Annotated in this window: 28 protein-coding genes and 2 pseudogenes; 15 read left to right on the forward strand and 15 right to left on the reverse strand. The window is 56.1% G+C overall.

Annotated elements, in window-relative coordinates:
* Nucleotides 1-42: 42 nt before the first annotated feature.
* The 7 genes from ACQ86N_RS16360 to ACQ86N_RS16390 form a co-directional block, all read right to left on the reverse strand.
* A complete protein-coding gene (locus tag ACQ86N_RS16360; protein WP_431216070.1) occupies nucleotides 43-1,269 on the reverse strand; it encodes a dihydroorotase in 1,227 nt (408 codons plus the stop codon).
* A gap of 71 nt (nucleotides 1,270-1,340) precedes the next feature.
* Entirely contained in the window at nucleotides 1,341-1,619 is a 279-nt protein-coding gene (locus tag ACQ86N_RS16365; protein WP_431216071.1) for a UBP-type zinc finger domain-containing protein, read from the reverse strand.
* An 18-nt stretch (nucleotides 1,620-1,637) separates the two neighbouring features.
* Nucleotides 1,638-3,302 carry an FAD-dependent oxidoreductase gene (locus ACQ86N_RS16370; protein ID WP_431216072.1) on the reverse strand — a complete coding sequence of 555 codons (1,665 nt, stop codon included), beginning with the start codon at nucleotides 3,300-3,302 and terminating at the stop codon, nucleotides 1,638-1,640.
* 37 nt (nucleotides 3,303-3,339) lie between these two features.
* Nucleotides 3,340-3,909, reverse strand: a complete 570-nt coding sequence (locus ACQ86N_RS16375) for a sensor histidine kinase (RefSeq protein WP_431216073.1) — start codon at nucleotides 3,907-3,909, stop codon at nucleotides 3,340-3,342.
* A gap of 5 nt (nucleotides 3,910-3,914) precedes the next feature.
* A complete protein-coding gene (locus tag ACQ86N_RS16380) occupies nucleotides 3,915-4,745 on the reverse strand; it encodes a cyclic nucleotide-binding domain-containing protein (RefSeq protein WP_431216074.1) in 831 nt (276 codons plus the stop codon).
* 86 nt (nucleotides 4,746-4,831) lie between these two features.
* On the reverse strand, nucleotides 4,832-5,548 hold the full coding sequence (locus ACQ86N_RS16385) for a hypothetical protein (protein WP_431216075.1): 717 nt from the start codon (nucleotides 5,546-5,548) through the stop codon (nucleotides 4,832-4,834).
* On the reverse strand, nucleotides 5,499-5,870 hold the full coding sequence (locus tag ACQ86N_RS16390) for a hypothetical protein (protein WP_431216076.1): 372 nt from the start codon (nucleotides 5,868-5,870) through the stop codon (nucleotides 5,499-5,501). The genes ACQ86N_RS16385 and ACQ86N_RS16390 overlap by 50 nt, the downstream gene beginning before the upstream one ends.
* Nucleotides 5,871-6,180: 310 nt before the next feature.
* Here ACQ86N_RS16390 and ACQ86N_RS16395 point away from each other — a divergent pair, with 310 nt between their 5' ends.
* From ACQ86N_RS16395 to ACQ86N_RS16405, 3 genes and pseudogenes are all read left to right on the forward strand, one after another.
* Nucleotides 6,181-7,515, forward strand: a complete 1,335-nt coding sequence (locus ACQ86N_RS16395; protein WP_431216077.1) for a hypothetical protein — start codon at nucleotides 6,181-6,183, stop codon at nucleotides 7,513-7,515.
* Between the two features lie 37 nt (nucleotides 7,516-7,552).
* Nucleotides 7,553-8,086, forward strand: a complete 534-nt coding sequence (locus ACQ86N_RS16400; RefSeq protein WP_431216078.1) for a VOC family protein — start codon at nucleotides 7,553-7,555, stop codon at nucleotides 8,084-8,086.
* 158 nt (nucleotides 8,087-8,244) lie between these two features.
* Nucleotides 8,245-8,337, forward strand: a pseudogene (locus ACQ86N_RS16405) (hypothetical protein); the annotation flags it as partial.
* Between the two features lie 31 nt (nucleotides 8,338-8,368).
* Here the strand turns inward: ACQ86N_RS16405 and ACQ86N_RS16410 are convergent.
* Entirely contained in the window at nucleotides 8,369-8,506 is a 138-nt protein-coding gene (locus ACQ86N_RS16410; RefSeq protein WP_431218076.1) for a hypothetical protein, read from the reverse strand.
* On the opposite strand from ACQ86N_RS16410, the gene ACQ86N_RS16415 reads away from it, so the two are divergent.
* From ACQ86N_RS16415 to ACQ86N_RS16440, 6 genes are all read left to right on the forward strand, one after another.
* Nucleotides 8,498-9,133 (forward strand): hypothetical protein, encoded by a 636-nt coding sequence (locus ACQ86N_RS16415; RefSeq protein ID WP_431218077.1) that lies wholly within the window; start codon nucleotides 8,498-8,500, stop codon nucleotides 9,131-9,133. The genes ACQ86N_RS16410 and ACQ86N_RS16415 overlap by 9 nt on opposite strands.
* 56 nt (nucleotides 9,134-9,189) lie before the next feature.
* Nucleotides 9,190-9,312 carry a hypothetical protein gene (locus ACQ86N_RS16420; protein WP_431216079.1) on the forward strand — a complete coding sequence of 41 codons (123 nt, stop codon included), beginning with the start codon at nucleotides 9,190-9,192 and terminating at the stop codon, nucleotides 9,310-9,312.
* Between the two features lie 74 nt (nucleotides 9,313-9,386).
* Nucleotides 9,387-11,360: a hypothetical protein gene (locus ACQ86N_RS16425; RefSeq protein WP_431216080.1), complete on the forward strand. Its 1,974-nt coding sequence runs from the start codon at nucleotides 9,387-9,389 to the stop codon at nucleotides 11,358-11,360.
* Nucleotides 11,361-11,476: 116 nt separating this feature from the next.
* Nucleotides 11,477-12,256: a PAS domain S-box protein gene (locus ACQ86N_RS16430; RefSeq protein WP_431216081.1), complete on the forward strand. Its 780-nt coding sequence runs from the start codon at nucleotides 11,477-11,479 to the stop codon at nucleotides 12,254-12,256.
* Between the two features lie 50 nt (nucleotides 12,257-12,306).
* A complete protein-coding gene (locus ACQ86N_RS16435; RefSeq protein WP_431216082.1) occupies nucleotides 12,307-13,296 on the forward strand; it encodes a histidine kinase dimerization/phospho-acceptor domain-containing protein in 990 nt (329 codons plus the stop codon).
* A complete protein-coding gene (locus tag ACQ86N_RS16440) occupies nucleotides 13,293-13,607 on the forward strand; it encodes a response regulator (RefSeq protein ID WP_431217442.1) in 315 nt (104 codons plus the stop codon). Before ACQ86N_RS16435 ends, ACQ86N_RS16440 begins: the two co-directional genes overlap by 4 nt.
* Nucleotides 13,608-13,624: 17 nt before the next feature.
* Here the strand turns inward: ACQ86N_RS16440 and ACQ86N_RS16445 are convergent.
* A pseudogene (locus tag ACQ86N_RS16445) lies at nucleotides 13,625-15,210 on the reverse strand (Na+/H+ antiporter).
* A gap of 58 nt (nucleotides 15,211-15,268) precedes the next feature.
* Here ACQ86N_RS16445 and ACQ86N_RS16450 point away from each other — a divergent pair.
* Nucleotides 15,269-16,555: a tetratricopeptide repeat protein gene (locus tag ACQ86N_RS16450; protein ID WP_431216083.1), complete on the forward strand. Its 1,287-nt coding sequence runs from the start codon at nucleotides 15,269-15,271 to the stop codon at nucleotides 16,553-16,555.
* The gene (locus ACQ86N_RS16455; RefSeq protein WP_431216084.1) at nucleotides 16,476-17,483 is read left to right on the forward strand and encodes a sensor histidine kinase; all 1,008 of its coding nucleotides are present in this window, start codon (nucleotides 16,476-16,478) and stop codon (nucleotides 17,481-17,483) included. The genes ACQ86N_RS16450 and ACQ86N_RS16455 overlap by 80 nt, the downstream gene beginning before the upstream one ends.
* A gap of 6 nt (nucleotides 17,484-17,489) precedes the next feature.
* Here ACQ86N_RS16455 and ACQ86N_RS16460 read toward each other — a convergent pair whose 3' ends face one another.
* From ACQ86N_RS16460 to ACQ86N_RS16475, 4 genes are read right to left on the reverse strand one after another with little or no spacing between them, the layout of a single operon-like run.
* Entirely contained in the window at nucleotides 17,490-18,839 is a 1,350-nt protein-coding gene (locus ACQ86N_RS16460; protein WP_431216085.1) for an FtsX-like permease family protein, read from the reverse strand.
* Entirely contained in the window at nucleotides 18,766-19,845 is a 1,080-nt protein-coding gene (locus tag ACQ86N_RS16465; RefSeq protein WP_431216086.1) for an ABC transporter permease, read from the reverse strand. The genes ACQ86N_RS16460 and ACQ86N_RS16465 overlap by 74 nt, the downstream gene beginning before the upstream one ends.
* A gap of 17 nt (nucleotides 19,846-19,862) precedes the next feature.
* Nucleotides 19,863-21,107: a TCR/Tet family MFS transporter gene (locus tag ACQ86N_RS16470; protein WP_431216087.1), complete on the reverse strand. Its 1,245-nt coding sequence runs from the start codon at nucleotides 21,105-21,107 to the stop codon at nucleotides 19,863-19,865.
* Nucleotides 21,108-21,167: 60 nt separating this feature from the next.
* Nucleotides 21,168-21,539, reverse strand: a complete 372-nt coding sequence (locus tag ACQ86N_RS16475; protein WP_431216088.1) for a hypothetical protein — start codon at nucleotides 21,537-21,539, stop codon at nucleotides 21,168-21,170.
* Here ACQ86N_RS16475 and ACQ86N_RS16480 point away from each other — a divergent pair, their 5' ends adjacent.
* Together ACQ86N_RS16480 and ACQ86N_RS16485 are read left to right on the forward strand one after the other, a co-directional pair.
* The gene (locus ACQ86N_RS16480) at nucleotides 21,540-22,193 is read left to right on the forward strand and encodes a DUF6454 family protein (RefSeq protein ID WP_431216089.1); all 654 of its coding nucleotides are present in this window, start codon (nucleotides 21,540-21,542) and stop codon (nucleotides 22,191-22,193) included.
* Nucleotides 22,194-22,216: 23 nt separating this feature from the next.
* The gene (locus ACQ86N_RS16485) at nucleotides 22,217-23,287 is read left to right on the forward strand and encodes an acyltransferase family protein (RefSeq protein ID WP_431216090.1); all 1,071 of its coding nucleotides are present in this window, start codon (nucleotides 22,217-22,219) and stop codon (nucleotides 23,285-23,287) included.
* A 17-nt stretch (nucleotides 23,288-23,304) separates the two neighbouring features.
* Here ACQ86N_RS16485 and ACQ86N_RS16490 read toward each other — a convergent pair whose 3' ends face one another.
* Both ACQ86N_RS16490 and ACQ86N_RS16495 read right to left on the reverse strand, forming a co-directional pair.
* A complete protein-coding gene (locus tag ACQ86N_RS16490) occupies nucleotides 23,305-23,760 on the reverse strand; it encodes a zinc-binding dehydrogenase (protein WP_431216091.1) in 456 nt (151 codons plus the stop codon).
* Nucleotides 23,727-24,260 carry an alcohol dehydrogenase catalytic domain-containing protein gene (locus ACQ86N_RS16495; RefSeq protein ID WP_431216092.1) on the reverse strand — a complete coding sequence of 178 codons (534 nt, stop codon included), beginning with the start codon at nucleotides 24,258-24,260 and terminating at the stop codon, nucleotides 23,727-23,729. Before ACQ86N_RS16495 ends, ACQ86N_RS16490 begins: the two co-directional genes overlap by 34 nt.
* An 85-nt stretch (nucleotides 24,261-24,345) precedes the next feature.
* Between ACQ86N_RS16495 and ACQ86N_RS16500 the strand changes: the two genes are divergently transcribed.
* The gene (locus ACQ86N_RS16500) at nucleotides 24,346-25,089 is read left to right on the forward strand and encodes a cupin domain-containing protein (RefSeq protein ID WP_431216093.1); all 744 of its coding nucleotides are present in this window, start codon (nucleotides 24,346-24,348) and stop codon (nucleotides 25,087-25,089) included.
* On the forward strand, nucleotides 25,029-25,229 hold the full coding sequence (locus ACQ86N_RS16505) for a helix-turn-helix domain-containing protein (RefSeq protein ID WP_431217443.1): 201 nt from the start codon (nucleotides 25,029-25,031) through the stop codon (nucleotides 25,227-25,229). The genes ACQ86N_RS16500 and ACQ86N_RS16505 overlap by 61 nt, the downstream gene beginning before the upstream one ends.
* Nucleotides 25,230-25,357: the final 128 nt, after the last annotated feature.

Here is a 25,357-nt window from a genome sequence, read left to right on the forward strand (position 1 = left end):
AGACTTGCTCGTTTAATGACAGCTTGCCGCCGTTGACGATGCCTACCACTTTCCCCTGTAGCGTCTTTCCGAAGAAAGGACTGTTCTTCGACTTCGACCGCGTACTCTTTTCTTCCGGCCTCGTCTGTCCCCCGGATTGAATAGCGTCAGCACGGAAGGATGACCTTCGTGTATCCGTGGCTGTTCCAGTCCGAACAGGCTGCGCGGCCTGTAGCTGAGCAGATCGACGATCGCCTCCGAAGACAACGAAGGCAGCACCGTCCTCAGCACCGGATAGGCCGTTTCCAGCCCGATCATGCCCTTCTTGGCGTATTCGAATTCCAATACCTTGCTGTCGAACTCATGGGGCAGGTGGTGCGACGCAATACAGTCGACCAGTCCCCCCGCCACGGCCTTCCGGAGCAATTCCACCGACGACTTGTCGCGAAGCGGCGGATATACTTTCAGGTTAGTATCGTAGTTTACCAGGTCGGCATCCGCGAAAAAAGATGATAGGGCGTCACCGAACAGCTCACGGCCAGACCCGACTCCTTCGCCCGACGGATATACTCCAGACTGCGCGGAGAGGTTACTCCTGTAAAGCTGGATTTTAGATTCCGTATAGCGCACCAGCTTGATATCCCCGGCCACCATCAGCTCTTCGGCCATCATAGGCTTGCCGGGCAGACCCAGCCGGGTCGAAACGACCCCCTCATTCATCAGTCCGCCTGCGCCAACCGTCGTATCATCGGGTATCTGGATCACCGTACCGCCAAAAGCCTTGACGTACTGCAATCCTTTTAACAATAACCCTGCCGATTGTACCGGACTCGTGCCATCGCTGAACGCTACGGCCCCGCTGTTGCGCATGTCGTACATCTCCGCCAGATCCTTCCCCTCCAGTCCCCGCGTCATCGCTCCGATAGGCCAGACCGTTACCGGCAGCGCGCCCGACCCCCTGCGGATATACTCCACCTGGGTCTTGCTGTCTACAACCGGCTTTGTATTGGGGAGGACAAATACATCGGTATAGCCACCGGCCGCGGCGGCCGCAGCCCCCGTCTCCAGCGTCTCCTTGAATTCGTAACCGGGATCGTTGAAATGGGAAAAAATATCCACCCAGCCCGGGGAAACACACAGGCCTTCGTGGCGGACGACCACAGCTCCTTCAGCATGGAGGCCGTCGCCGATCGCCGTAATGACGCCATTTTCGATCAATATATCCCGGACCGTTCCGTTGTGGGAGGACCCACGGTCAATAATGTGGGCTGACTGTATGAGAATCTTCATTTTTAAAGCGCTGACTCCGGAGGAAACCCTTCCAGGCCCTCCTGGCAGATTCGCGCGAAGATACCTCAAGTTCAGGAATATTCTGCAAACAATTTGTCCGGATAACACCACATCCAGCTCTCCCCGGGCTCCGAGGAGATGATCACCGGATGACCGGTATGGTGATAGTGCTGGGTCATGTGTTTGTGCGGCGACTGGTCACAGCAGAGCGTCGCGCCGCAGGTCTGACAAGTCCTCAGATGGACCCAGTCGGAGCCGATCTTGATGCATTCCTCACAGACATATTCTTTGGCCTGCTTCAACTCGGTGATTGCTTTCATGTGCGAACAGACTTCTTCTTCCGGTGGCATGCGCTTAGATTTTATAGATTATACTTCCGCTAAATATTTGTGTACAAAGCTGATGGCCATCGACCCCTCTCCCACAGCCGACGCGACGCGGTTCATCGCCCCCGCGCGGACGTCCCCCGCGGCAAAAATACCCGGACAGCTGGTCTCCAGCATATAGGGTTCCCTGTCCTGCTTCCAGACCTTTCCGAACTGCTCGTGCTGCCTGAGGTCGCGGCCCGTTTCCAAAAAGCCCTTCTCATCTTTGATGATGTCCAGCCCGATCCAGTCGGTAAAAGGCCTGGCGCCGATAAAAATGAACAGGGCATTCGCCTTGTGGACCTGCTCTTCATTCGAGTCGGCATTGGCGATCTTCAGCTCTTCGAGCCTCCCTTCTTTGCCAATCGCCGAGGTGATCTCGCTGCAGGGCAGTATATGAATATTGCTTCTTGTCGCCAGCTGGTCGATCAGATAGGCCGACATCGTGCTGGTCAGATCCTTTTTCCGGATGACGATGGTGACATTGCTCGCGAACTTGGAAAGATACATGGCCGCCTGGCCAGCCGAATTACCCCCGCCGACCACAAAGACCTCGCAGCCCTTGAACGCCGAAGCCTCCGTCATCGCAGCGCCATAATAGACCCCCGCGCCCGTAAAATCGGCGATGCCCTGCGTATCCAGCTTGCGGTAGTCGACTCCAGTAGTGATCACCACCGCATGGGTATTGATCTCCTGACCGTTCTCCAGCGTGATCTTTTTATATCCGTCCTTCTGGCTGATATCCCTGACCTCGCACGGCACGAGGACCTCCGCGCCCAGCCTCGTCGCCTGGGCGATCGCCCTGCGGGTGAGGTCTGAGCCGCTCAGCCCGTTGGGGAAGCCCAGATAATTCTCGATCCGCGAGCTGGTGCCCGCCTGGCCCCCCGGATTGCGCCGCTCGACCAGCAGCGTCTTCAGCCCCTCCGACGCCCCATAGACCGACGCCGCCAGACCCGCTGGCCCCGCGCCGATGATCACCACGTCGTAGATGCTGTTCTTGATGCTGGGATTCAGCCCGATCTTCTTCGCAATCTCGGGAATCGTGGGCATACAGAGATAGCTTCCGTCCTCGAAGAACAGCGCCGGAAGATCCTTCATCTGGATATTGTTCAGCTTCAGCAGCTCCCTCGCATCGGGACTCAGCTCCACGTCCTGCCACTGGTAGGGGATCAGGTTGCCTGAAAGGAACTCCTTTACCTCGTGGGAGTGCGGCGAGAACTGGTAGCCGATCACCTTGAGACCCTTGAAAGCCGGACGATATTTTTCCTGCCAGTCGTCAAGCAGGTCATTGATAGTCGGATAAAGCCTGTCCTCCGGCGGATCCCAGGGCTTCATCAGATAATAGTCCAGCTGTACGTCGTTGATGGCCCTGATGGCGGCATCGGTATCGGAATAGGCCGTCAGCAGCACCCGCTTCGCTTCGGGATAGAACTCCCGCGCCTGCTGTAAAAAATCCACGCCCTCCATCTCCGGCATACGCTGGTCCGAGATGAACAGGGCCACCGTCTCCGCCTTGTTCTTCAGCTCGAGCAGACTGTCCAGCGCCTCGCGCACCGACGTCGTGCTCAGAATGCGGTAGTCTTCGCGATAATGCGTTCGCAGGTCCCGCGTTATCGCCCGCAGCACCTGAGGATCGTCGTCTATTGAAAAGATAATGGGTAAACTCATAATTGAATGTACTTGCAAGTTACGTAGAAATCACCGATCACCCCTCTATCGGAAAGCACACTATAAATGCAGTATTGCCCGGTTCTGATGTCGCTTTTACGGAACCATGATGCTGTGCAACAATGCGCGACACCACATCCAATCCCATGCCAGTCCCCTTTCCGATATCCTTTGTCGTAAAGAAAGGGTCGAAGATCCGCGACTTGATCTCTTCGGGAATGCCGGGACCGTTGTCGATGATCACGACCTTGACGAACTCGTGGTCTTTTTCAGTCCTGATCGTCAGCTTGCCCCGGCCCACCGCCTGCATCGAATCGAGGGCGTTGTCGATGAGATTGGTCCACACCTGGTTGAGCTCGCCAACCATCGCCATTATTTTAGGCGTACCGGGATCGAATTCCCGGACGACCTCGATATTGCCCTTCTTCAGTTTGTACTGCAGCATCGTCAGGGTATTCTCGATACCCGTGGTGATATCGACCAGCTCCTTAGCCTTACCCTGATCCATATGCGTAAAATTCTTCACCGACTGCACCAGATGGAAGATACGCTGGGCAGCTTCCTGGATATCACTGACCATTCTCTCCGTCACCAGATTCTGGTTCATCCAGTTCAGGACGGGGAAAAATACTGTTCCTTGTCCGGCAGCTGATTCTCCATGTCCTCGAGGTCTTTGATCGTAAAGCCGTACTCCAGAAAGGTCTCCGCGATCTCGTCGCTGCATTCGACCTTGTGGTCGTCCATCCAGTCCCGCATCTCGTCTTCCCTTTCCGTACGCTGCATCAGCGTCAGCTTCGGCTTTTCCTTCCGGTCGAGCACCTCGAACAGCTTGTTGGTGACGATGTCCACATCCTTTTCGTCCACCCGCATCGACATGACCTCCTTGAAAGAGACGGGATCCAGCTTGAGGTGTTTGATCAGCGATTCCGAGCCCCTGACGATAGCAGCCGCGGGGTTGTTCAGCTCGTGCGCCAGACCGGCGGAGAGCTTACCCAGCGCCATCATCTTCTCGTTCTGCTGCTGAAGGGACGTAAAGGTCCGGACCCTGTTGGTCATGACGTGCACCAGCGCCTCGGTCAGCTCATAATGACTGGCGACCATCTCCCGGAACTTTTCCTTTGGAAGGGTCATGACATCTGCGGCTTCCAGAACCACCGCATTGACACTCGCCTTCGCGCCGCGGGAAAAGGGTAGGGCGCCGCCGACGTCCATCGGCAGCATCGTCGCTACTTCCCTCATCTCTTTATTTTGCAGCATATAAAGACGGATCTTGCCCGACCGGAGGACATTCGTCCCCGCGAGCGCATCGCCGCCCTGGAAAAGATAGGATCCTTCCTGTAGGGTATAGTGACGGCTGTTGTCGATCATCCACTGCAGCTGGGGGATCGGAACATCCTTTAAGACTTCGATGGACTGGAGCCATTCGGCAGTAACGGTTTGCATGACAGCAATGTACTTAATCCCGACTACCTGGCAAAAATGGGCAAAAAAAGCCCCCGATCCGGGGGCCTTTCAATTCTAACTTTAGCTTAGTAAGGTAGGATGAACGTATACGTCTTGTTCGCGTTGCTCGTATAAGCAAGCTTGAAATAGTAAGTGCTTCCCTGCACCGGGCAACCCGATGCGTTACCGTTGGCGTCAAGACCGAAAGTGATCGACGTCGAACCCGCGGCATTGTTCAGCGTGAACTGTCCGCTGGTCAGCTGCCAGCCACAGCTGGCCGCTACCGTCAGAGGCTGATTGATGACGGTCGTAAAATTGTTGCCCCACCGGTTGGTGCCCCACTCGGAAATACCCGAAGTAGCCCCGTCCGTATGCGTGCCGCTCAGAGCTACCGCAAAACCGTTGAGGTTCGTGTACGTACGCTGACGGGCAACATGCCAGGTGCGCTGCGCGCCGTTGTCGAACGTGATGACCATATTGTCGCTGGCGACCGTATGAATAATGGGCTGGCTGCTGGGCGTAAGGCTGATAACATTGCCACCCGTAACGTTCGTATAGACATGCGAACCCGTAAGCACGATGCTCTTATTGTCCGTGAGACGTGTAACCGTCAGGTTAAAGACAACCGTGACCTGTGCCCCCTTGTCTTTCCAATGTACACCGGCAGGAATGGAGATCGTAACCGTACCCGTACGTTTGCGGTTGAGTCCACAGCCCGTACCATTATAGGTGATCGTCAGCGTATGCGTTGCATTAGTGGTATCGAAAGTTACGACCGCGTCGCAGATCAGCTTCTTTTTCACCGTATCCACACCCGTCGTCGTTACGCCATAACGTACAGTCGACGCGCCGGCGCCGGTCACAAGTGGTCTGGTCATTCATAACCGTGGTCACGTCGTCAAATGCGGCGTCGCTCTCATTGGATACACGGGTCTGGTCGTCGGACTGCGTCGCGGCATCCTGATTCGACATCGGCGCCGCGCTGTTATTGTCGCTGCTTTTCTTACACGCAAACAGAATACCTGCAAAGGCAGTGGCCAGCATCAGTCTCGAAAGGCTTTTCATTTTGATCCGGAATGGATGATTCTCCAGGGGTCGGATCGAAGCTCGGGTTCTCGCTTTCATAAAGTTGATTTAGTCGGGTTTTTTAAGTTTTTTTTAAAGGTTTTTCTTAGGACAAGCGGTAAATGGAATCGTTTAACGGATGAGGAAAAAAATATTTTTGATTTTTTTGTTAATGGGTCTATACCGTTATTTTTCATGATTATATATAACAAATTGATAGTTTTTACGTTACTGCCAGCATGACCCGACCCCTTTTAACCGTAGCCCTGGCGCTTCTGTGCATATCCGCGTCCGCTCAATCCACCTGTTCACACGCTTCCACCTTATTCCAGTTCGACACCAGTAAAAACCACGCGACTTCACCGAAAAATTGGGCAACCACCCACAATTCCCCTTCCTGCAACAGAAGAACGGCATCACCACACGCTCCGCATTTATCCGCTCGGTAAAAGACCCGGCCACCCATAATAAATACAATGTCAGTTTTCCCGCTTTCAACCATCTGCTGAAGGACATCGGATTCACCAACGGCTGGAAAGACCTCAGGGCCTCCAACATAAAGAACACATTCGTTAACCCCGGTACAATCGGCAACCTCGGGTTCTTCAATAAAGGAAGCAAGTACACCTACGTCAGCCTCATGCCCGCAGGCGAAGGCGACGACGGCATCACCGCCTGGCTGATCACAGGACCCACTGGCTGCACCTTCTATATCCTCCATACCTGCGGCAACGCCTTCTTTGCCAAAGACCCGCTCTCCGCAGGAGGGGTCGCCGGCTGCTGCCGAGACATAAAATTCACCGCAGAGGCGGATACACTCGTCAACAAACAGTTGCACCTCCGGCCCCTTCATATCACGATCAGATTCTACCAGGCAATGGTGACTTCAAAAAAGAAAAAACCGATACCCTCGTACAGCTGGTCCGGACCATCGATCACCCTATCCACCGCCAATGACAGCATGGGTTATTTTTCAAAGATCTCCGGCGAGCCGACCGTCGACCAGTTCGTCCTCTGTAAGGACACAGCCATACTTCTCCACGTCCCGCTGAAAGCCGACACCACCGGCGGCGGCGCCCTGACCTATATCCTCAACGATACCAGCTGGGTCAGATCCCTGCCAAAAGACAAGGACGATTGTCACAAGAAATGGGAGATAGCGGTGGACGGCGGCGGCTCGTTCAACTCCATCCCGCGCTACGACAATACCACCGAACATACCCGGACCAACGGCGCACAGCTGGCCGGCGAACTGGCAGTCTCGCGCATTTTCAACCACTGGTTCCAGGCCGGTATTTCCGCGTCTTATATTACGCTTTCCTATCAGGACGATATTCCCTATGCCGGCTCGGCCCCGAATACCTGGAATACGGTCTATCCGGGCAAACCAATTATCCCCGTGCAGCTGTTTGGCAAGGCGACCATCGGCGGTCCCCTTGGCTGGCAGTCGAACATAACACTGTCCGCCGGGGCATCGATTCCGGCCGGCAGCAAGATCGCCAACGGCGGGAATACACTGACGACCCGTCCCTCTACCAAAGTCGGCGTCACGGCGGGCGTAAAGATGGGCGTGGCTTATTTCTTTAGCTGCAGGTTCGGCCTCGCCCTGTCCGTCGGCGGCCAATACTTCAATAATAAGGCGTCCACCCAGACCTATCATCTGATCGCCATGCCCGTGACGCTCGGCCTCAGGTTCCGGTTCTGACGCCCGCCGATGCGGGAACTGTCATCACCTTTACCCCATGACTCCACATACTATCCCGGCACAGACCCGTATCGGTCACGTACACCTCAAGGTCAGCGACCTGCAGCGCTCCCTCGACTTTTACTGCGGCCTGCTGGGCTTTGAGCTCATGGTCAAATACGGAGAGGAAGCAGCCTTTATCTCGGCCGGCGGCTATCACCACCATATCGGCCTGAACACCTGGTACAGCAAGGGCAAGCCCCCGGCGCCCACAGCCGCCGCCGGACTGTTCCACACCGCCATCGTCTATCCCACCCGCCGCGACCTGGCCATCGCCTTCCGCCGCCTCGTCGACGCCAACTACCAGCTGACCGGCGCCTCCGACCACGGCGTATCGGAAGCCCTCTACCTCGACGACCCCGACCGCAACGGCGTCGAACTCTACTGGGACCGGCCACGCGAACAAGTGGCCTCTCGACCAGGATGGCAAGCTCACGATGTACACGCACCGGCTCGACCTCGACTCCCTGCTCAAAGAGGCGCTGTGACGGCGTTTAATGGTCTACGTACTCCCGAATGTTTTTTTTCATGAATTTTTGTTTACGTTACCGTTAAGTTAAACGCCGCGTCACAATATTTTCCAGGGGCATGAACTAGCTTTGCGGCGTAAACTCAACTGTAATGAAGAAAAACACTGTTCTGGTTATCAGGCTCCTGTTAGTTCCCTTCCTTTTATTGATCAGCTTTGGCATGCTGACCGCCCAGTCCGGCGGATCAGGCATCAGCGGCTTCGTCTTCGACGACGCCGGCAAAGCCATCGACGGCGCTACCGTCGCCGTTAAGAACACGGCCAACGGCTTTAGCGCGACTACCGTCAGCGACAAGAAAGGATATTTTTACCCTCCGCGACCTGCCCGTCGGCGTCTATACGGTAGAGATCTCCGCCGTAGGCGCCCAGCCCACCGTTATAAAGGACAACGTCCTCAACCTCGGCGACCGCCTCGTGCTGCACAGGATCACGCTCAGCAAGAGCGCGACCACCCTCCAGGAAGTGACGGTTCGCTCCAACAGCTTCAACAACTCTGTCGACCGCCTCGGTACCGGTACCCAGGTCTCCGGTCAGGCGCTCAGAAGGATTCCCATCGCTACCCGCAACTATACCGACCTGATGTCGCTGTCACCCCTGGCAAACGGCGCATCCCTCGCCGGCGCCGAAACAGAGCGGTACGGGCTATATGCTGGACGGCGTGAGCAACCGCCGCGCGCACTTCTCCGGTACTACCGACGCCGCCTTCTCCATCTCCTCGGAGGTGATCCGCGAATTCGAAGTATCCACCAACAACTACGACGTCACCAACGGCCGCGGTTCTGGCGGCGTGGTCAGAGGCGATCACCAAATCCGGTACGAACAAATTCGCCGGCTCCGCATGGGGCTACTACGGCTCCAACGACCTCGCACAGCATACAGACGCCAACGGACACACCCGTACGCCCCAGAACAAGGTTGGACAGTGGGGCGGCCTCTTCAGCGGTCCCCTCATCAAGGACAAACTCTTCTTTATCGTTTCCTACGACCAGTACGAGAACAAGCTGCCTTTCTCCGCTTATGACTACAACCTCGCCGGTACCACACAGGTAGCCGCAGAAAAAGCGCTGAAAGTACCCCGGGCGGCCATCGACTCCGTCGTCAACTGGATGTACCAGAACGGGTTCCCCCAGATGCCGCAGTACGGTACCATCGGCATTACCCAAAAGACGCAGAACGCCTTCGTGAAATCCTCGACTACAACCTCAACAAGAGGAACCTCCTCACCCTGAAATACAACTTCCTCCGTTTCGAAGACCCCAACAAGCTGAAGGGCAGCGGCCTGCTCTCCACCCAGTACATTGGCGTGGAATACCAGAACGCCGTGATGCTCGGCCTGCGGACCGAGTTCTCTCCAAAACTGGTCAACGAACTGAAGGTAAATTTCTCCACCTACCGGAAATTCCTACACTTCGTAGGCAACCACGTACCGGAAGGCTTCGTGACGATCACTACGCCCTTCGTCGACGGCTCCGCCAACAACAACAACGCCCAGCTCGCTTTCGGCGACCAGAACTGGGTGCCCGAACGCGACGCCTCCGACGTTATCCAGCTCATCGACTACCTGCGCTATAAGGTCGGCAACCTGAACTTCACGTTCGGTACCGACAACAGCTTTAACCGCATCTCCGACCGCCTGTCGCACGACCAGCAGGGACAGTTCTACTACAACAGCCTGACCGACCTGTATAACAACAACCCCTACCGCTTCAACAGAAAGATCTCCCTGACGGGCAACAACCCGATGATCAACGTACCGCTGATCGAACTGGGCGCGTTCGCACAGATGGAGACCAATATCCGCCCGAATATCAACCTGACCGTCGGCCTTCGCTGGGACGGCCAGATCATCGGCAGCGCGCCGACCTACAACCCGCAGCTGGAGCGCGAACTGGGCGTGAATACGCACGTGGTTCCCTTCGACGCGAAGAACATCCAGCCCCGCGTCAACCTCATCTGGGACGTGAAAGGCAACGGCCAGGACATCGTGAAATTCGGCGCCGGGCTCTTTGCATCCGAGATCACCACCCAGCCGATCACCTTTGCGCATATAGACAACGGAGTGGACTTCCGCCAGGTAGATATCTACAACAACGTTCCCAAACCCAACTGGTCGGCCTATCAGAAGGACTTCAACCAGGTGCCGGGCCTGGCGTACTACAATACGCTCAACAACACCCAGCCCGCTACCGTGCTGGCCATCGACAAGCACCTGAAGAACCCGCTGACCTTCAAGACCAGCCTCAGCTACTACCACTACTTCAACAGCTGGTTCCGGATGGGCGCCAACGTCTACTTCGACAACACCTGGGATAACTTCTACATGAAGGACCTCAATCTGAAGAAGAACGCTTCTTTCGTCACCAACGAAGGCCGCGAGATCTATGTCGACCCCAGCCAGCTGACCGCCGACAAATACAACAAGGGCAACAGCTATTCTATTCCGCTCGCCGCTTCACGTCAGTTCGCCGACTTCAACCAGGTTCGCTATTTCACCAACGCCAGCTGGTCTTCCAATTTCATCGGCGCGATGATAGAGGCCGCATTCCAGATCGGTAAGGACGGGAACTTTACCGTCAGCTACGCCCGCGGCGCAGCAAAGGGCACGCCTCCCTACGACAACGGCGACCCCCGCAACGCCAACTTCATGGTCGGATCTTCGTACTATGGCTACGCCAGCTACGGCAAGAACTGGTACAGCGACGGCGACCAGAAGCACAAGCTCGTGGCGCTGTTCCTCAGCCCCTCCTTTTACGGATTTACGATCAGCAGCTCGTTCCAGGCATGGCAGGCCAACCGCTACACCGCCGTCGTCAACAACGACATCATTGGTGAAAATAACAACGGTACCGATCTGGCCTATATCTATGATCCTTCCGATCCCAATACGCCCGCAAATATCAGGACAGGCATGCAAACCCTGCTGCAGACGACCAGCCCGTCTTTCCACAAATACCTGACGGACAATTTCGGCAAGTTCGCCCCCTACAACGGCGGCATCATGCCCTGGCGCACACAGTGGAACCTCAGCGCCGCCTACGACTGGAAGCTGACCGGCACACACAAACTGACCGTTCGTTGCGATATCTTCAACGTCCTCAACCTGCTCAACTACAAATGGGGCGGATATACGACGATCGGCAATACCAACCTCTACAACGTAAGCGGTTTCGACCAGGCTACCAAATCCTTCACCTACACGGTCAACCCCAGCGCGGGCGCCGCGACGAAGGCCGCAGCCTACTATACCGTCCAGTTCGGAGCCCGGTATTCGTTCTAATAGTAGTCTCCGAAAATCAATACGGGGGATGGCATCGCCATCCCTCTTTTTTATGTCCACACTGCAAAATCTTATAAGGGTTCTTACGTTCTAGTCAGGAGAATCACTACTTCGATATGAGAATTGCATTTAATGCAGGATTTGCATTACAACGCCAGATCGCCTGGCTGCTGGTTTTTTCCTTCTGCTCCCTGGCTTTTATAGGCTGGCTGATACATTCCAACAAAAAGAACGTCGAGAATACCACATTTTGGATCAATCATACGTATTCCGTTATTACCCAGATCGACAAGATCAAGGTTCGCATTTCCGACTGGGACCGCGTCTCCGGCGAGACCCCCAAACCCGCCTATTTTACGTCCCTCCGCCGGGACATTGCCTCGCTGATAGAGATGACCACCGATAACCCCGACCAGCAGGCACTGGCGGTCAGTCTTTCGGGCGCCCTCGACTCCCTCCGTCCCGCCACCGACGCCAACACCCGGACCATCCTGAAAAATACGCTTCGCACGATGATGGCCGACGAAAAGGGCCTCCTTTCCCAGCGCCAAACTGTCACGCGCATCGCCGACAAAAAATCGACACTCCTTCTGATCAGCGGCAGCCTGCTGGCCTTTCTGTTCATCTTCATCATCCTTCTAAGGCTCAACAGGGATATCGTCCTGCGGAAGGAGGCGGAACAGCGACTCCCGGAGAACCAGTCCTGGCTGCAGGCCATCCTCGACAACACAACCTCCCTCATCTATATCAAGGACCCCGAAGGACGCTATATCATGGTCAACCGCCGTTTTCAGGAAGTCATCGGGGTAAAGGACGAAGACCTGATCGGAAAGACCGACCATGCGATCGCCACACAAGAAGCCGCCGACCACTACAAGACTCGGACGAATACGTAGCACTTAGCGGCAAATCACTGGAGATAGAAGAAGTTGTTCCTTACAAAGGAATGGACGTCCACCTGCTCTCGCTAAAATTCCCGTTGTTCGACGGCGCCGGCAGGACCATCGGCATCGGTGGGGTCGCGACGGACATTACCGAAAGGGTGATGCAGGAACAGCAGCTGATCGCTGCCAGAGACGAGGCGCAGACCGCCCGGGGTATGCAAGAGCTGTTTCTGGCCAATATGAGCCACGAGATCCGGACGCCGATGAACGGCATCCAGGGGATGACCGACCTCCTCCTGGAGACACCGCTCAGCTCCCAGCAGCGCGAGTTTGCAGGCGTGATAAAAAGAAGCGTGAACAACCTCCTCGTCATCGTCAACGACGTCCTCGACTTCTCCAAGATAAAAGCCGGCAAGCTGGCCATAGAAAAGATAGAATTCCGCCTCAGGGACGTCCTCGACAATATCTACGCCATGTTCGGGCACCGGATGAAACAGCACGGACTCGTCTGGCAGGTGGAGACGGACCCGGCCATTCCCGAGGTGCTGCGGGGCGACCCCTACCGCCTCAACCAGGTCCTGATCAACCTCGTCGGCAACGCGCTGAAGTTCACCGAAACAGGTCGCATATGCGTCGACGTCAGACTGAATGAACACCCTGCGGACTCGCCCGGAGACGGGGTTAGCGTGGTGGATCTGGCCTTCTCGGTCACGGACACGGGCATCGGTATTCCCGGGTCCAGCCTCCCCATATCTTCGACCATTTCTCCCAGGCGGGACTCGACATCTCCCGCCGCTACGGCGGCACCGGCCTCGGCCTGGCCATCTGCCAGCAGTCCTGCAGCTGCAGGGAGGAGATATCAGCGTGACCAGCGACGAAGGGAAGGGAACGACCTTTGCCTTCCACCTGCCCTACGAATACGAAGCGACCCACCAGGCCGCGGCGCCGGTGCCAACCGTTCTCGCGGACTACAGCCAGTGTCTGGCGGGCAAACGATTCCCTGGTCGCGGAAGACAACGAAGTCAACCAGCAACTCGTCGACCACGTCCTGAAGCGGGGCGGGGGAGAGGTACAGCTCACCGGCGACGGGGAAGAGGCCCTCGAACACCTGCGGCAGGGCAAACGCTATGACCTCATCATCATGGACCTGCAGATGCCGCTAATGGACGGATACACCGCTACCCGCGCTATTCGCACCGATCTGAGGCTCGACACACCCATCATCGCAATGACGGCCACCGCCCTCGTAGGCGAGCAGCTCCGCTGTTTTGAGGTCGGAATGAACGACTATATGACCAAACCCTTCGAGTTTGCGGAGCTCTACAAAAGGATACTCAACCTGCTCGAGGCAACGGCGGCATAGTCACCGGCACGCCAGTCTTATTCTATTTCGAATTTGCTGATTACCTTTTCTTCGAGGTCCACCAGCCCCTGCCATTTCCGGATGATCTCCTCGTCGATACTGCTCTCCCTGTTGAGACCCACCAGGAAGCGGCGCTGATTTTCGAGCAGCGATACATATACTTCCCGATACCGCTGCAGGTCCTCCCTGCGCGTCTCCGCCGTCTCCTGCTCGTTGGCATAGCGGTGTATCAGCTGCTGGATATAGCCGTTATTGGCGATATCTTCCTGCTGTCGAAGGAATTTCAGGCTGAACGCCGCGATCTTTTCACCGACTATCCGATCCTGCTCCTCCGCCGGCCTGCGGTGATCGGGGTCTTCGAACTTCACCTTGCGGACCACCCACGGCAGCGTCAACCCCTGAACGACCAGCGAGAGCACGATGACCATGAACGTAATGAACAATATCAGATCCCGCTGCGGAAAAGGCTGCCCGTTAGACATCGTGATCGGTATCGACAGCGCCGCCGCCAGCGAGACCACCCCCGCATACCCGCCCAGCCAAGCAATACCGGTCCTTTCCACCCGGGGCGGTTATCCGCGGTCGTGATATACCGGCTGATAAATACGGTAAAGACTGACGCGCCCATCGTACTCAGCATCCGGGCAATGATCAGCAGCCCCGTGATCAGGACGCCATATTTAATGGCGGCCGGCAGACCCACCGGCCCCAGCTGCCGGATTATAGTGGGCAGCTCCAGACCGATCAGCAGAAAAATCAGCCCGTTGAGCACGAAGCTCAGCGTTGTCCAGACATTCAGCCCCCTCAGCCGGCTTCGGTGATTCTGGAAGAGATAGTTTCTCGAAGAAAGAAAAAGGCCGCCGCTGACGACCGACAATACTCCGGAGAAATGGAAGGTCTCCGCGACGATATACATGACGTAAGGCGTGGTCAGTGACAGGACGATATCTGAATTGATGCTCACCGGTAGCCATTTGTGGGCGGCATAGAACAGCAATCCGACCGCGATGCCGGTCACGATGCCCATGACGATCACGACGATGAAACTGAGGGCCGCCTGATGGAAAACGAAATGCCCCGTGTCCACCGCGATCAGCGCATACCGGAAGATGATCAGACCCGAGGCGTCGTTCAGCAGGCTTTCGCCTTCGAGGATCGACACCAGCCGCTTGGGCACTTTTACATTCTTGAGCACCGAAGTCGCCGAGACCGCATCGGGAGGAGAGATGATGCCGCCCAACAGAAACCCCAGCGCCATCGTGAAACCCGGAATGACATAACTGCTGACAAGAGCCACGACCAGCGAGGTCAGGATAACGATCAGGACGGCGAAGCTGCTCACAACCCTGCGCCACCGCCACAGCTCCTTCCACGACGTAAACCAGGCCGCTTCGTACAACAGCGGTGGAAGGAAGATGGTAAAGATCAGCTGCGGGTCAATACTGATGACGGAGAGCCGCGGGATAAAACTCAGCGCCAGCCCTCCGACCAGCAGGATAATGGGGGCCGCGACCCGTAGCCTCTCCGAGGCCATGACCAGCAATAAGATGATCAGGATAAGAACGATATAGATGCCGAAAGTTTCCGTCATAGGTTGGTGCATTTCCTTAAAATAAAATTACCTAAATTTATCATTACCAAACCATTATTAAAAGCGGCCTATGAGAGTCCTCCTGCTCTTTATTTGCTTCGTCATCACCTTTTCCGCCGGCGCCCAGTCACCGGCAGACCTCCTCCGGCGCGGGCACAGCTATATGGAAAACCCCTGGCCCAACAAGCGGCGCCCCGACAGCGCCCTGTTCTTCTATTACCGGGCCCTGACACTCAGCGACAGCCTGCACGACACGGAAGGACGGAACCAGGCCCTCCTGACCATCGGCAGCCTTGCTATCTCTACAGCTGACCTGACCAAAGGAAAAGCCGCTTATTTTCGCGTCATAGAATATTACCGCAAAACGGCCGACAAAAAAAGAGAAGCCGATACCTGGCTCGCACTGGGGGAAGCGATCTCCGTCAGCGTCAATAAGGAGAACCTGCCCGAAAGGCTGCAGAGCCTCGAAAACGCCCGCTCCCTGTACCAGCAAACAAAAAACACCCTGTCCGAAACACAGGCCTCACTCGACATCGCGGAAACCCATCTCAGTCAGGACAAGCTGGACCTCGCGGAAAAAGAAGCCATACAGGTCCTCGACAGCTATAAAAAACTAGGCTACAAAAAGCTGCACTACACCTATGACCTCATGGCCGAGGTCAGCAAGCTGAAGGTCGACCTGCACAACGAACTGAAATACCGCATCGAGGCGATTAGCAGCATGGAGTCTACGGGCGACACCGCCGAAGCCGCCGGCTATTATTCCCGCATCGCCCTGGTATACGCCGACCTGGACCGCTACGACCTCAGCCAGACCTGGATCCTAAAATCGATGGCGACCCTTCGGCGGCGCCGTCAATACGAAGACTACTACGGAGACCTCAGCCTGCTGATCTACGACCTGATAAAGATGAACAGACCGCGGGAAGCAGTCGGCTATCTCGAAACGGCCATTCGCGAAGTGCCGCCCGTCAACCTGGCCCAGTGGGTCGACGCCAACGAGATGTTCGGCAACTGCTATGCCGCGATGAAGTCATACGCCAAAGCCGAGCAGTACTATATGGAGATGATGAAGGACTACAAGGTCACCAATTTCAACAGAGACTTTTATCCGAGCGGCTCCTGGATGATAACGGATTTCATCCACTACTATCAGGTGATGGCGACCTTCTATATCAGCCTCAAACAGTTTGCAAAAGCTGGCCCCTATGTGACCAAAGTCCTCGAACTGCCCCAGTGGCTCCGTCCGCCCCATTACCCTTTACAAGTTCTATCAGATGCAGTTCCAGGTAGACTCCGCCGCCGGCAACTATATCTCCGCCATCCGCAACTTCGAGCTGCACAAACAACTGAATGACTCCCTCTTCAACGCCACCCAGAGCAAACAGATCGCCGAACTCCAGATCAAATACGAGACCGACAAGAAGGAACAGTCTATCCAGCTGCTGGAGGCCCAGGCCAAAAGCCAGCACGCCGAACTGCAGAACGTCAGCCTCCAGCGCAATATCACCATCGGCGGTGTCGCGATGCTGCTGATCATCGCTATATTGGCCTACAGCGGGTATCGCAACAAGCAGCGGAGTAACGGCGAGCTGCAGGTCAAGCAGGCCGAGATCAACGAGCAGAACAAATCCCTCCAGTCCCTCCTGCAGGAAAAAGAATGGCTGCTTCGCGAGGTCCACCACCGGGTAAAGAACAACCTCCAGATCATCATCAGCCTGCTGAACGCCCAGTCCGATTTTGTCGACAACCCTTCGGCGATACACGCTATCCGCGAAAGCCGGGAAAGGATGCAGGCGATCGCCCTCATCCACCAGAAACTGTACCAGCCCGACCACGGCCCGAGGATCAGCATGAGTTCGTATATACAGGACCTTGTATCCTATCTCGAAAGCAGTTTTACCAGCGCAAAGGGCATCTATTTTCACCTGGACATCGACGAGACCAGCCTCGACGTGTCGCAGGCCGTTCCCCTCGGCCTTATCCTCAACGAAGCCATCACCAACGCCGTCAAATACGCCTTCCCCGGCGGCCGCCGCGGCACCATCGCCATCACCCTGCGCCGCCAGGGCGCCCGCAATGTACTCCTGAAGATCGCCGACAATGGCGTCGGCCTCCCGCCCGACTTCGACCTCGCCGCCAACAATTCCCTGGGCATGCAGCTGATCCGCCTCTTCGCCGAACAACTCGAAGGCGAACTCTTCTTCCACGGCAGCGACGGCGTCGAGATCAGCCTGCTGTTCAAACAGGAATTCTCCGCCGTGGCCCGGCAGGTCGTGGCATAGGGCGCCCTATCTCAAACTTTTTACGGGATTCGCCAGCGCTGCCCGGATGGCCTGATAGCTCACCGTCAGCAGGGTAATGACAAGCGCGCCCGCGCCGGCCATGACGAACAACCACCAGCTCAGTGACGTATGGTATTCAAAGCCCTCCAGCCAGCGCCGCGAAAAGTACCACGCCAGCGGGATGGCCAGCGCGCAGGACAAAAGCACCAGCCGGGTGAATTCGCCGGAAAGCAGCCGCCAGAGATCAACGACGGTCGCGCCGAGTATCTTCCGCACGCCGATCTCCTTTGTGCGCTGTTCCGCGACGAAGGAGGCAAGCCCCCACAGACCGAGACAGGAAATAAAGACCGCCAGCACAGTGAAGAGGCCGACCATCTTCCCCAGCTGCTCTTCGTCGGCGAATTTTGCCGCATACTGTTCGTCTGTCCACCGGTAGTCGAATGGACTGTTGGGATTGAGCCGGTGGAAAACATTTTCGATACTTTCCAGCGCCGTCCGGACAGGCACCATGGGCCGGATGCGGATATCGATGAGGTGGATCGACCGTGGGTTGAGCATGAAGAAGACAGGCTCCGTCGTGCTATAGGGCGACTCGATCACCATGTCTTTGACGACACCAAGGATCTTCACCGGGTTGTCGTGCCACCGGATATAGTCGCCCGCCGGATGCCCATAGCCGAGATACTTCGCCGCCGCTTCATTGATGACGATGGCGTTGCTGTCCGCCGGCGAACCGGGAATGAAATCACGTCCTTCCTTTATCGTCCAGTTGATGACCTTTCCATAGTCGGCGCTGACGAATACCGTCCCGATGCTGGGTTGCGACGTCGGATCCATGCCCCTCCACGTATAGCGCAGCATGGAGTTCTGCACCTGCGTGGGAGGGCTGGACGATTTGGCAACGGCGGCGACGGCCCCCGTTCGCAGCAGCGCGTCTTTTACCGTTTCGAAATGGTCCTGCAGCGCGGGGTTGTTCATCTCCACCGTGATCAGCCCTTCCCGGTCATAGCCGACCGGTCTGTTCTTCGAATACTGCAGTTGGCGGAAGATAACGATGGCGCCGATGATGAGGCTCACGCTGACCGTGAACTGCGTCACCACGAGTATCTTTCTGGGCAGCGATGCCGACGGCCCCGCCCTGAATACGCCTTTCAGAACTTTTACAGGCCTGAACGACGAGAGATAAAAGGCAGGGTAGCTGCCCGCCAGCAGACTCGTAAAGACCGTGAACGACAGCAGCACCGCCCAGAAACCAACCGAGTCCGCCGGTATGGTCAGTTGTTTATTCGCCAGGAGATTGAATGTCGGCAGGATCGCCCACGCCAGCAACAGCGACAGGGCCAGAGCAAGGAACACGAACAGAAACGACTCGGTAAGGAACTGAACCACCGGCTTGTCGGCGAAGAGAACCGATCGTCTTTCGGATACCCACTTCTTTCGCGCGCTGCTCGCTGCGCGCCGTGCTCAGGTTCATAAAATTGATACAGGCCAAAATGAGAACGAAGATCCCGATCAGACTGAACAGGCGGACAAAAACGGCACGGCCCGCCACCATTCCGCCATCGGCGAAGCGGCTGTAGAGATTCCAGCGATCCATAGGATGCAGCAGCAGTTCTTCCCCCATTCCTCTCACAAAAGGTTTTGTAAGGTCTTTTATCTGCGCCGAAAGCATCGCCATATCCGTCTTTTCGTTGACCTGTACATACAGTGAATAGTGGTGATTGGTCCAGTCGCCCATCAGCGAATCCGCGGGATTGTCCTTATTCTCCCAGGCCAGCAAAAAACCAAGACCCGCAAGCCGGGTATTCGCGGGAATATCTTCATATACGCCCCTTACGCGCATATCGGTGCGGCCGCCAACCCTCACGACCCGGTTCACCGGATCGGCCTGACCGAACAGGGCTTTGGCCGTCGACCGGCTGACAAGCATCGCATAAGGGTCCGCCAGCGCGCCACGGTCGCCGGCGACCATCTTTAGGGTGAACATCTCCGGAAAACCGGGCTGGCTCCAGAACCCCCAGCTGCTGATATTTTTGTCGCCTACCGCCAGCGCCGGCGAGGCCTGGCCGACGAGGGACGCATCCTTTATCTCGCCCGGAAAACGCCGTTTCAGCTCCGCACACATCGGCACCGACGCATACTCACCCCCATGACTCACGCCATTCTCTTTGAAGACGGACACGACATCCGCCAGCGTCCGGTGATTGGCAAACGCGTGGTTGGCCGTCAGTTCATCCCACACCCACAACCCGATCAGCAGGGTTACGGCCATGCCTACCGCCAGACCGGCGATATTGATCGTAGAATAAAGCTTGTTCTTCCGGAGATTGCGCCAGGCGATCGTCAAATAGGTTTTAAACATAGCTTGATATTTTTTAATTAACTAACACCATGCAGACCCGGCTGCTCCTTCTTCTCCCGGCTCAGCACCCGATTGGCGATGATCACCGCCAGCAGCATACAGATCGCGCCAAGCAAAAAATGCATGCCGGGGAACAGGAAGGGCGCCTTACTGCTGGTGAAATACGCAAAAATATTGTTCATGATCAGCGGCCCGACGACGGTGGTCAGACTCATCAGACTGGTCAGCGACCCCTGAAGCGCTCCCTGTTCGTTCGGCGCCACATGCCCCGAGATAACGGACTGCAGCGAAGGTCCGCATAATCCGCCCAGACAGTAGGGGACCAGGAACGCAAACATCATCCAGCCCTGATTGGCAAAAGCAAAAAGGACAAGACCAACGGTATACAACGACAGACCGAGATAGATACTTTTCTCGTTGCCAATTTTCGGAATGACGATGCGCGTAAGTCCGGCCTGAACCGCTCCGACAAGGACGCCTACTACCGTCAGTGAGATGCCGATCATCTTTTCACTCCATCCAAATCGATAGCTCGTAAAGAAATTCCAGTTGCCCTGTACGGACTGCGCCGCAAAATAGATCAGGAAGAAGCTGAGAGCCAGACCGCCGATCTCCGGATGCTGAACCAGATATTTCAGCGAACCGAAAGGATTCGCACGCTTCCAGTCGAAAGGGCGCCGGTTCTCCTTGCTCAGCGATTCAGGCAAAATGAAATAGCCGTAGATGCAGTTCAGCAGACACAATACCGCGGCGCCATAAAAAGGAGCCCTGATCCCCCAGGTCGACAACAGCGCGCCGAGCGCCGGCCCCAGCACAAATCCAAGACCAAACGCCGCGCCGATCATACCGAAGTTCTTGGCTCTGGTCGATTCGTCAGGACTGACGTCGGCGATATAGGCGGTCGCTGTAGTGAAGCTGGCACCGGTGATACCGGCGATGATCCTTCCGATAAAGAGCCAGCCATAGGCGGGAGCCACGGCAAGAATGATATAATCGATGCCAAAACCGAGCAATGCGAACAGCAGGGTGGGGCGACGGCCGTATTTATCGCTCAGATTGCCGATGATCGGCGAGAAGATGAACTGCGTGATCGCAAACGCCGACAGCAGATAGGCGCCATACGGACTGGCTTCATTGACTTTAATGCCCTTCAACTGGGCGATCAGATCGGCCATCACCGGAATGATCAGCCCCCATCCCATCACATCGATCAGCAGCGTAATAAAAATAAATCCAATGGCGGCCTTTTTGGACGTTTGCATAAAATATAAGGTTTGTACTTTCGGCTTTCCCGATGGGAAAGTGCAAACCTACGCCGATCTTTACAATATTAAGGGTGGTGAATGCGCCAATCTACCGGGGAATTTTGCCGCCTGTAAATTTCCAACATGTCCAACAGAAGAAAGTTCCTGAAAAACGCGCTGCTGTCGGCTGGCGTACCACCAGTAATTTCGTTGCTGCCGGCAAAAAGTCCGCGCCGCCGGCCAGCCCGTAGCCGAACCCTCCGACCTCAGCAAAAAACTAAAATCCCTGACCCGTAACACCGTCTGGAAACTTACCGACCAGATAAAGGTCAGCTTTAACACCTTCCACTGCCAGGGCATGGTGAAGATCGGCGACGAGTTCTGGGTCTCTTCCGTGGAAGTGGACCCCCTGCATCGGGTGCATGGGACCGCAGCAAAGGCAAAGGACATTTGTTCAAAATAGACAGCCACGGCAATCAGCTCGCCGATATCGCGATCGGCGAAGGCGCGACCTATCACCCGAGCGGCATCGACTACGACGGAAAATACATCTGGATCGCAGCCGCCGAATACCGCCCGGACAGCCGGGCCATCATCTACCGCTTCGAGCCGGCTACACAACGTCTAAAAGAGATCTTTCGCTGGCAGGACCATATCGGCGGCGTTCTGCGCGATCCCGAAACAAATACCCTCCACGGCATCAGCTGGGGATCGAGAAGGTTCTACCAGTGGCAACTGGACAATGAGGGAAATCCCCAACTACCAGCTACCGGCACACACCGCGACACCGCAAAACTCAACAATTCCTTCTACATCGACTACCAGGACAACCAATATATCGGCGGCCGGGAAGCCGTATATACCGGACTCAACGCCTATAAAAATCCGGACGGCACACGGATAGCGATCGGCGGCATCGAAGTGGTCGACCTGCGTCTGGGCCTCCCGGTACATCAGGTGCCTGTCGGGTTATGGTCGCCATCCACCGGCGCCTGCATCACACAGAACCCGAGTTATTTTGAGGTCAGAGCCGGACAGCTAAGGGCATACTTCATGCCCGACGACAACGTCTCGACGATCTATATTTACGAGGCCGGTGTTTAAGCCTTTTGCATTATCTTGGCGGCATGCAATCCCCCACTGCAGATCTCCGGTCCCAGAAAAATGATGCGAATGTTCAGTCCATTCAGATAATGAGAGGGATCGCTTCCATCCTGGTAGTGCTTTTGCATACGTCCATTAAATGGAAGCAGTTCGGAAACAACGCTTTCAAGGAGATCCATGTCGGGGGATCGGGAGTAGACCTCTTCTTTATCATTTCGGGTTACATCATGTGTTTTTCCACCGACGGCCGGCAGCTGAACTTCATTCGGTTCATGGGACTCCGGATCCGTCGTATTATGCCGTTCTACTGGCTTACGACGACCATCGGACTTGCCATATTCCTCTATAATCCCAGCCTGGTCAACTCTTCCGGCGGGGAGACCAGCATCTGGGCCTCTTATGTTCTGTTCCCCACCGGAGCAAAATACCTCAACGCCAATGGCTGGACGCTCAGCTTTGAATTTTTCTTTTACCTCATATTCGCCGTATTCATCTACCGGGGCACGGATAAGGCGATGCGATATTCCTCCATCATATTGCTGATACTGGTCGCGCTCAGTCCATTCTTTATAATGGACGGGTTTGCGCTCAATTTCCTCACGAACAACATGTATTTCGAATTCGTACTGGGCATGGGCTGCTTCTATTTGTTCAACCGGAAAGGACTGCGGTTCGCGTCCGGATATGGCATCGCGCTTTGCCTGACAGCCGTCCTGCTGCTTGTTGCGGAAGGACTGGCATATGTCCCCGAAATCCAGGCATGGAGGGGCTTTTGCTGGGGGATCCCCATGCTTTTCCTCTTTGCCGGATTACTCAGCATGGAAGGACCCATCAGGCGCGCGTCTTCCAGCGTCAAAACCATTTTCCTCGGAATAGGCGACTCTTCCTACTCATTATACCTGATCCATCCTTTTGCACTCAGCGGACTGGCCAGACTACTCAAACATTTCAATGCGGTGTCCAACCCAACGTTCTTCGTGGTCGCGCTGCTTATCCCCACAATCGTCCTGGGCCACCTGGCCTTTCTGTATATCCGAAAGACCACTGACCGCCTTCGTCAAGAAAGGGACGACCCCCAAAACGCCGGCCGGTAAGATCGACCACATCCGTTTCAAAGAGTGATCACCACCTTCCCCCGCGTATGTCCGCTCTCCAGCTGCCGGTGCGCCAGCGGGATCTGGTCGAAAGGAAAGGTCTGCGAGACATGACTGCGGATCCGGCGATATTCCAGCAGTCCCGCTATCGACTCCATGTCGTCGCCGTCCGACCCTACCTCCATCCGGTAGAGGAATTTTCTGCTCATCAATGCTATGCGCGAGAGCCGCTCGTCGGGAAAAGCCACCAGGCTGATCAGCCTGCCCCTGCTCTTAACCACCTGCAGTGAACGCTCGAGGTGCTGAAGATCCGGAATGCTGTCGACCACTACATCCGCATCCTTTACTACGTTTTCAAAACGTTGCGCGCCATAGTCGATATGCTCGTGCGCCCCAAGGCCCAGGACAAAATCCCTGTTGGCCGCCGAGGACGTCCCGATCACATAGGCGCCCAGATGTCTGGCGATCTGCACCGCAAAATGCCCGACTCCCCCGCTGCCGAGTGGATCAGCACCCTGTCTCCGGCCTTTACTCCGGCGTAATGGACGAGCGTTTGCCAGGCGGTCAGCGCCGCCAGCGTAGCGGCCGCGGCCTCCTGATGCGTGACGGCCCGCGGCTTTATGGCCAGATGGTCTTCGCGCGCCGCGACATATTCTGCATAGGCCTTCCCGTGACCGGTAAAGTTGACCATGCCGAATACCTCGTCTCCCTTCCGCAGACGCGTGACCGAGCGTCCCGTCGCTTCGACGACACCGGAGATATCCCAGCCGAGGATCACCGGGGCTTCGCCGTCCTGGAGGTGCAGGACAAGGTTCAGAAAATAGGCGTTCTGACGCAGCTTGGTCTCTACGGGATTGATGCTTATAGCCGATACTTTTACCAGGACTTCGTTGTCTCCGATGGCGGGAACGGCGATGTCTTCGATCGCGAGGTTCTCTGTGCCGCCGGGACTTTTAAGGATCATTGCTTTCATGAATTCGTATTTGATGGCGTAAAATTCCGTCCGGAATGGAGGTTTTTCTTGTATGATCCGGGGTTATTTAGGTATTTTTGGGGGTATGCTGGTACGCAACCTTTTTGAGCCTTACGAGATCGAGTATAAAGAGCTGGACGAATGTCCGGTGGGCTCGCACAGGAATACTTTCTTCGAGCTGGTCTATATTGTGAAGGGCCTGGGGACACACTGCGTCGAAAAGAACAAATTTGAATACGACCCGGGGACGCTGTTCCTGCTGCTGCCCCAGCACGTACATTCCTTTCAGGTGAGCGAGCGAACCTCCTTTCTTTTCATCCGGTTTAACGACATTTACCTGAAGGCGCAGAAGGTAAAGAGCCAGCACAGCAATCTGGGAGAATGGATACAGAAGCTGGAATATATTTTGGAGAGCAACTACCACCTGCCGGGCTGTGTGCTGCACAACAGGAATGACAAGCCGCTGGTCGCGGCCCTTATCGACGGCGTGATCAGGGAATACGTAAACCAGCAGGAAATGCACAGGGAGGTGGTCCAGCAGATCGTAAATACGATCATTACCATCGTAGCGCGCAATATCCGGATCATCGGCGCGGCAAACCTTCCCGCAGAGAGCGACCATTCCGCGGAGATCATCCGGTATATCCACGAGCAGATCCCCTTTCCCGAAAAGCTGAAGGCCGGTGTCATAGCCGGCCATTTCAACATTTCCCCCGCTATATACACGAATATTTCAGAAAACACACCGGCGAAAGTCTGCAGCAATACATCACCGGCTACCGGCTCCGGCTCGTCGAGACCCGGCTCCGCTACAGCACCATGCGGATGAGCGAGATCGTGGACGAACTCGGTTTCACCGACGAAAGCCATCTCAACCGGGTCTTCAAAAAGTACAGAGGCCTGAGCCCGTCGGCGTTCCGGAAAGGGGGCGCGGACAGTCTGCCCGGGCTGCTGCCGGCGGTCCGATAATTCGCTCGCTTTTCAAGTTGAGGACAGCAACCAGGAGGCGGAAGTCGCGATCGTGTTCCCCGACTGGCAGGCGCATTCGCTGAACTTTGAGATCCTCTGCATGGGCGATATGGGCGCCAGGCCCTGTA

Source organism: Puia sp. P3 (assembly GCF_050632245.1).
Taxonomy (GTDB): domain Bacteria; phylum Bacteroidota; class Bacteroidia; order Chitinophagales; family Chitinophagaceae; genus Puia.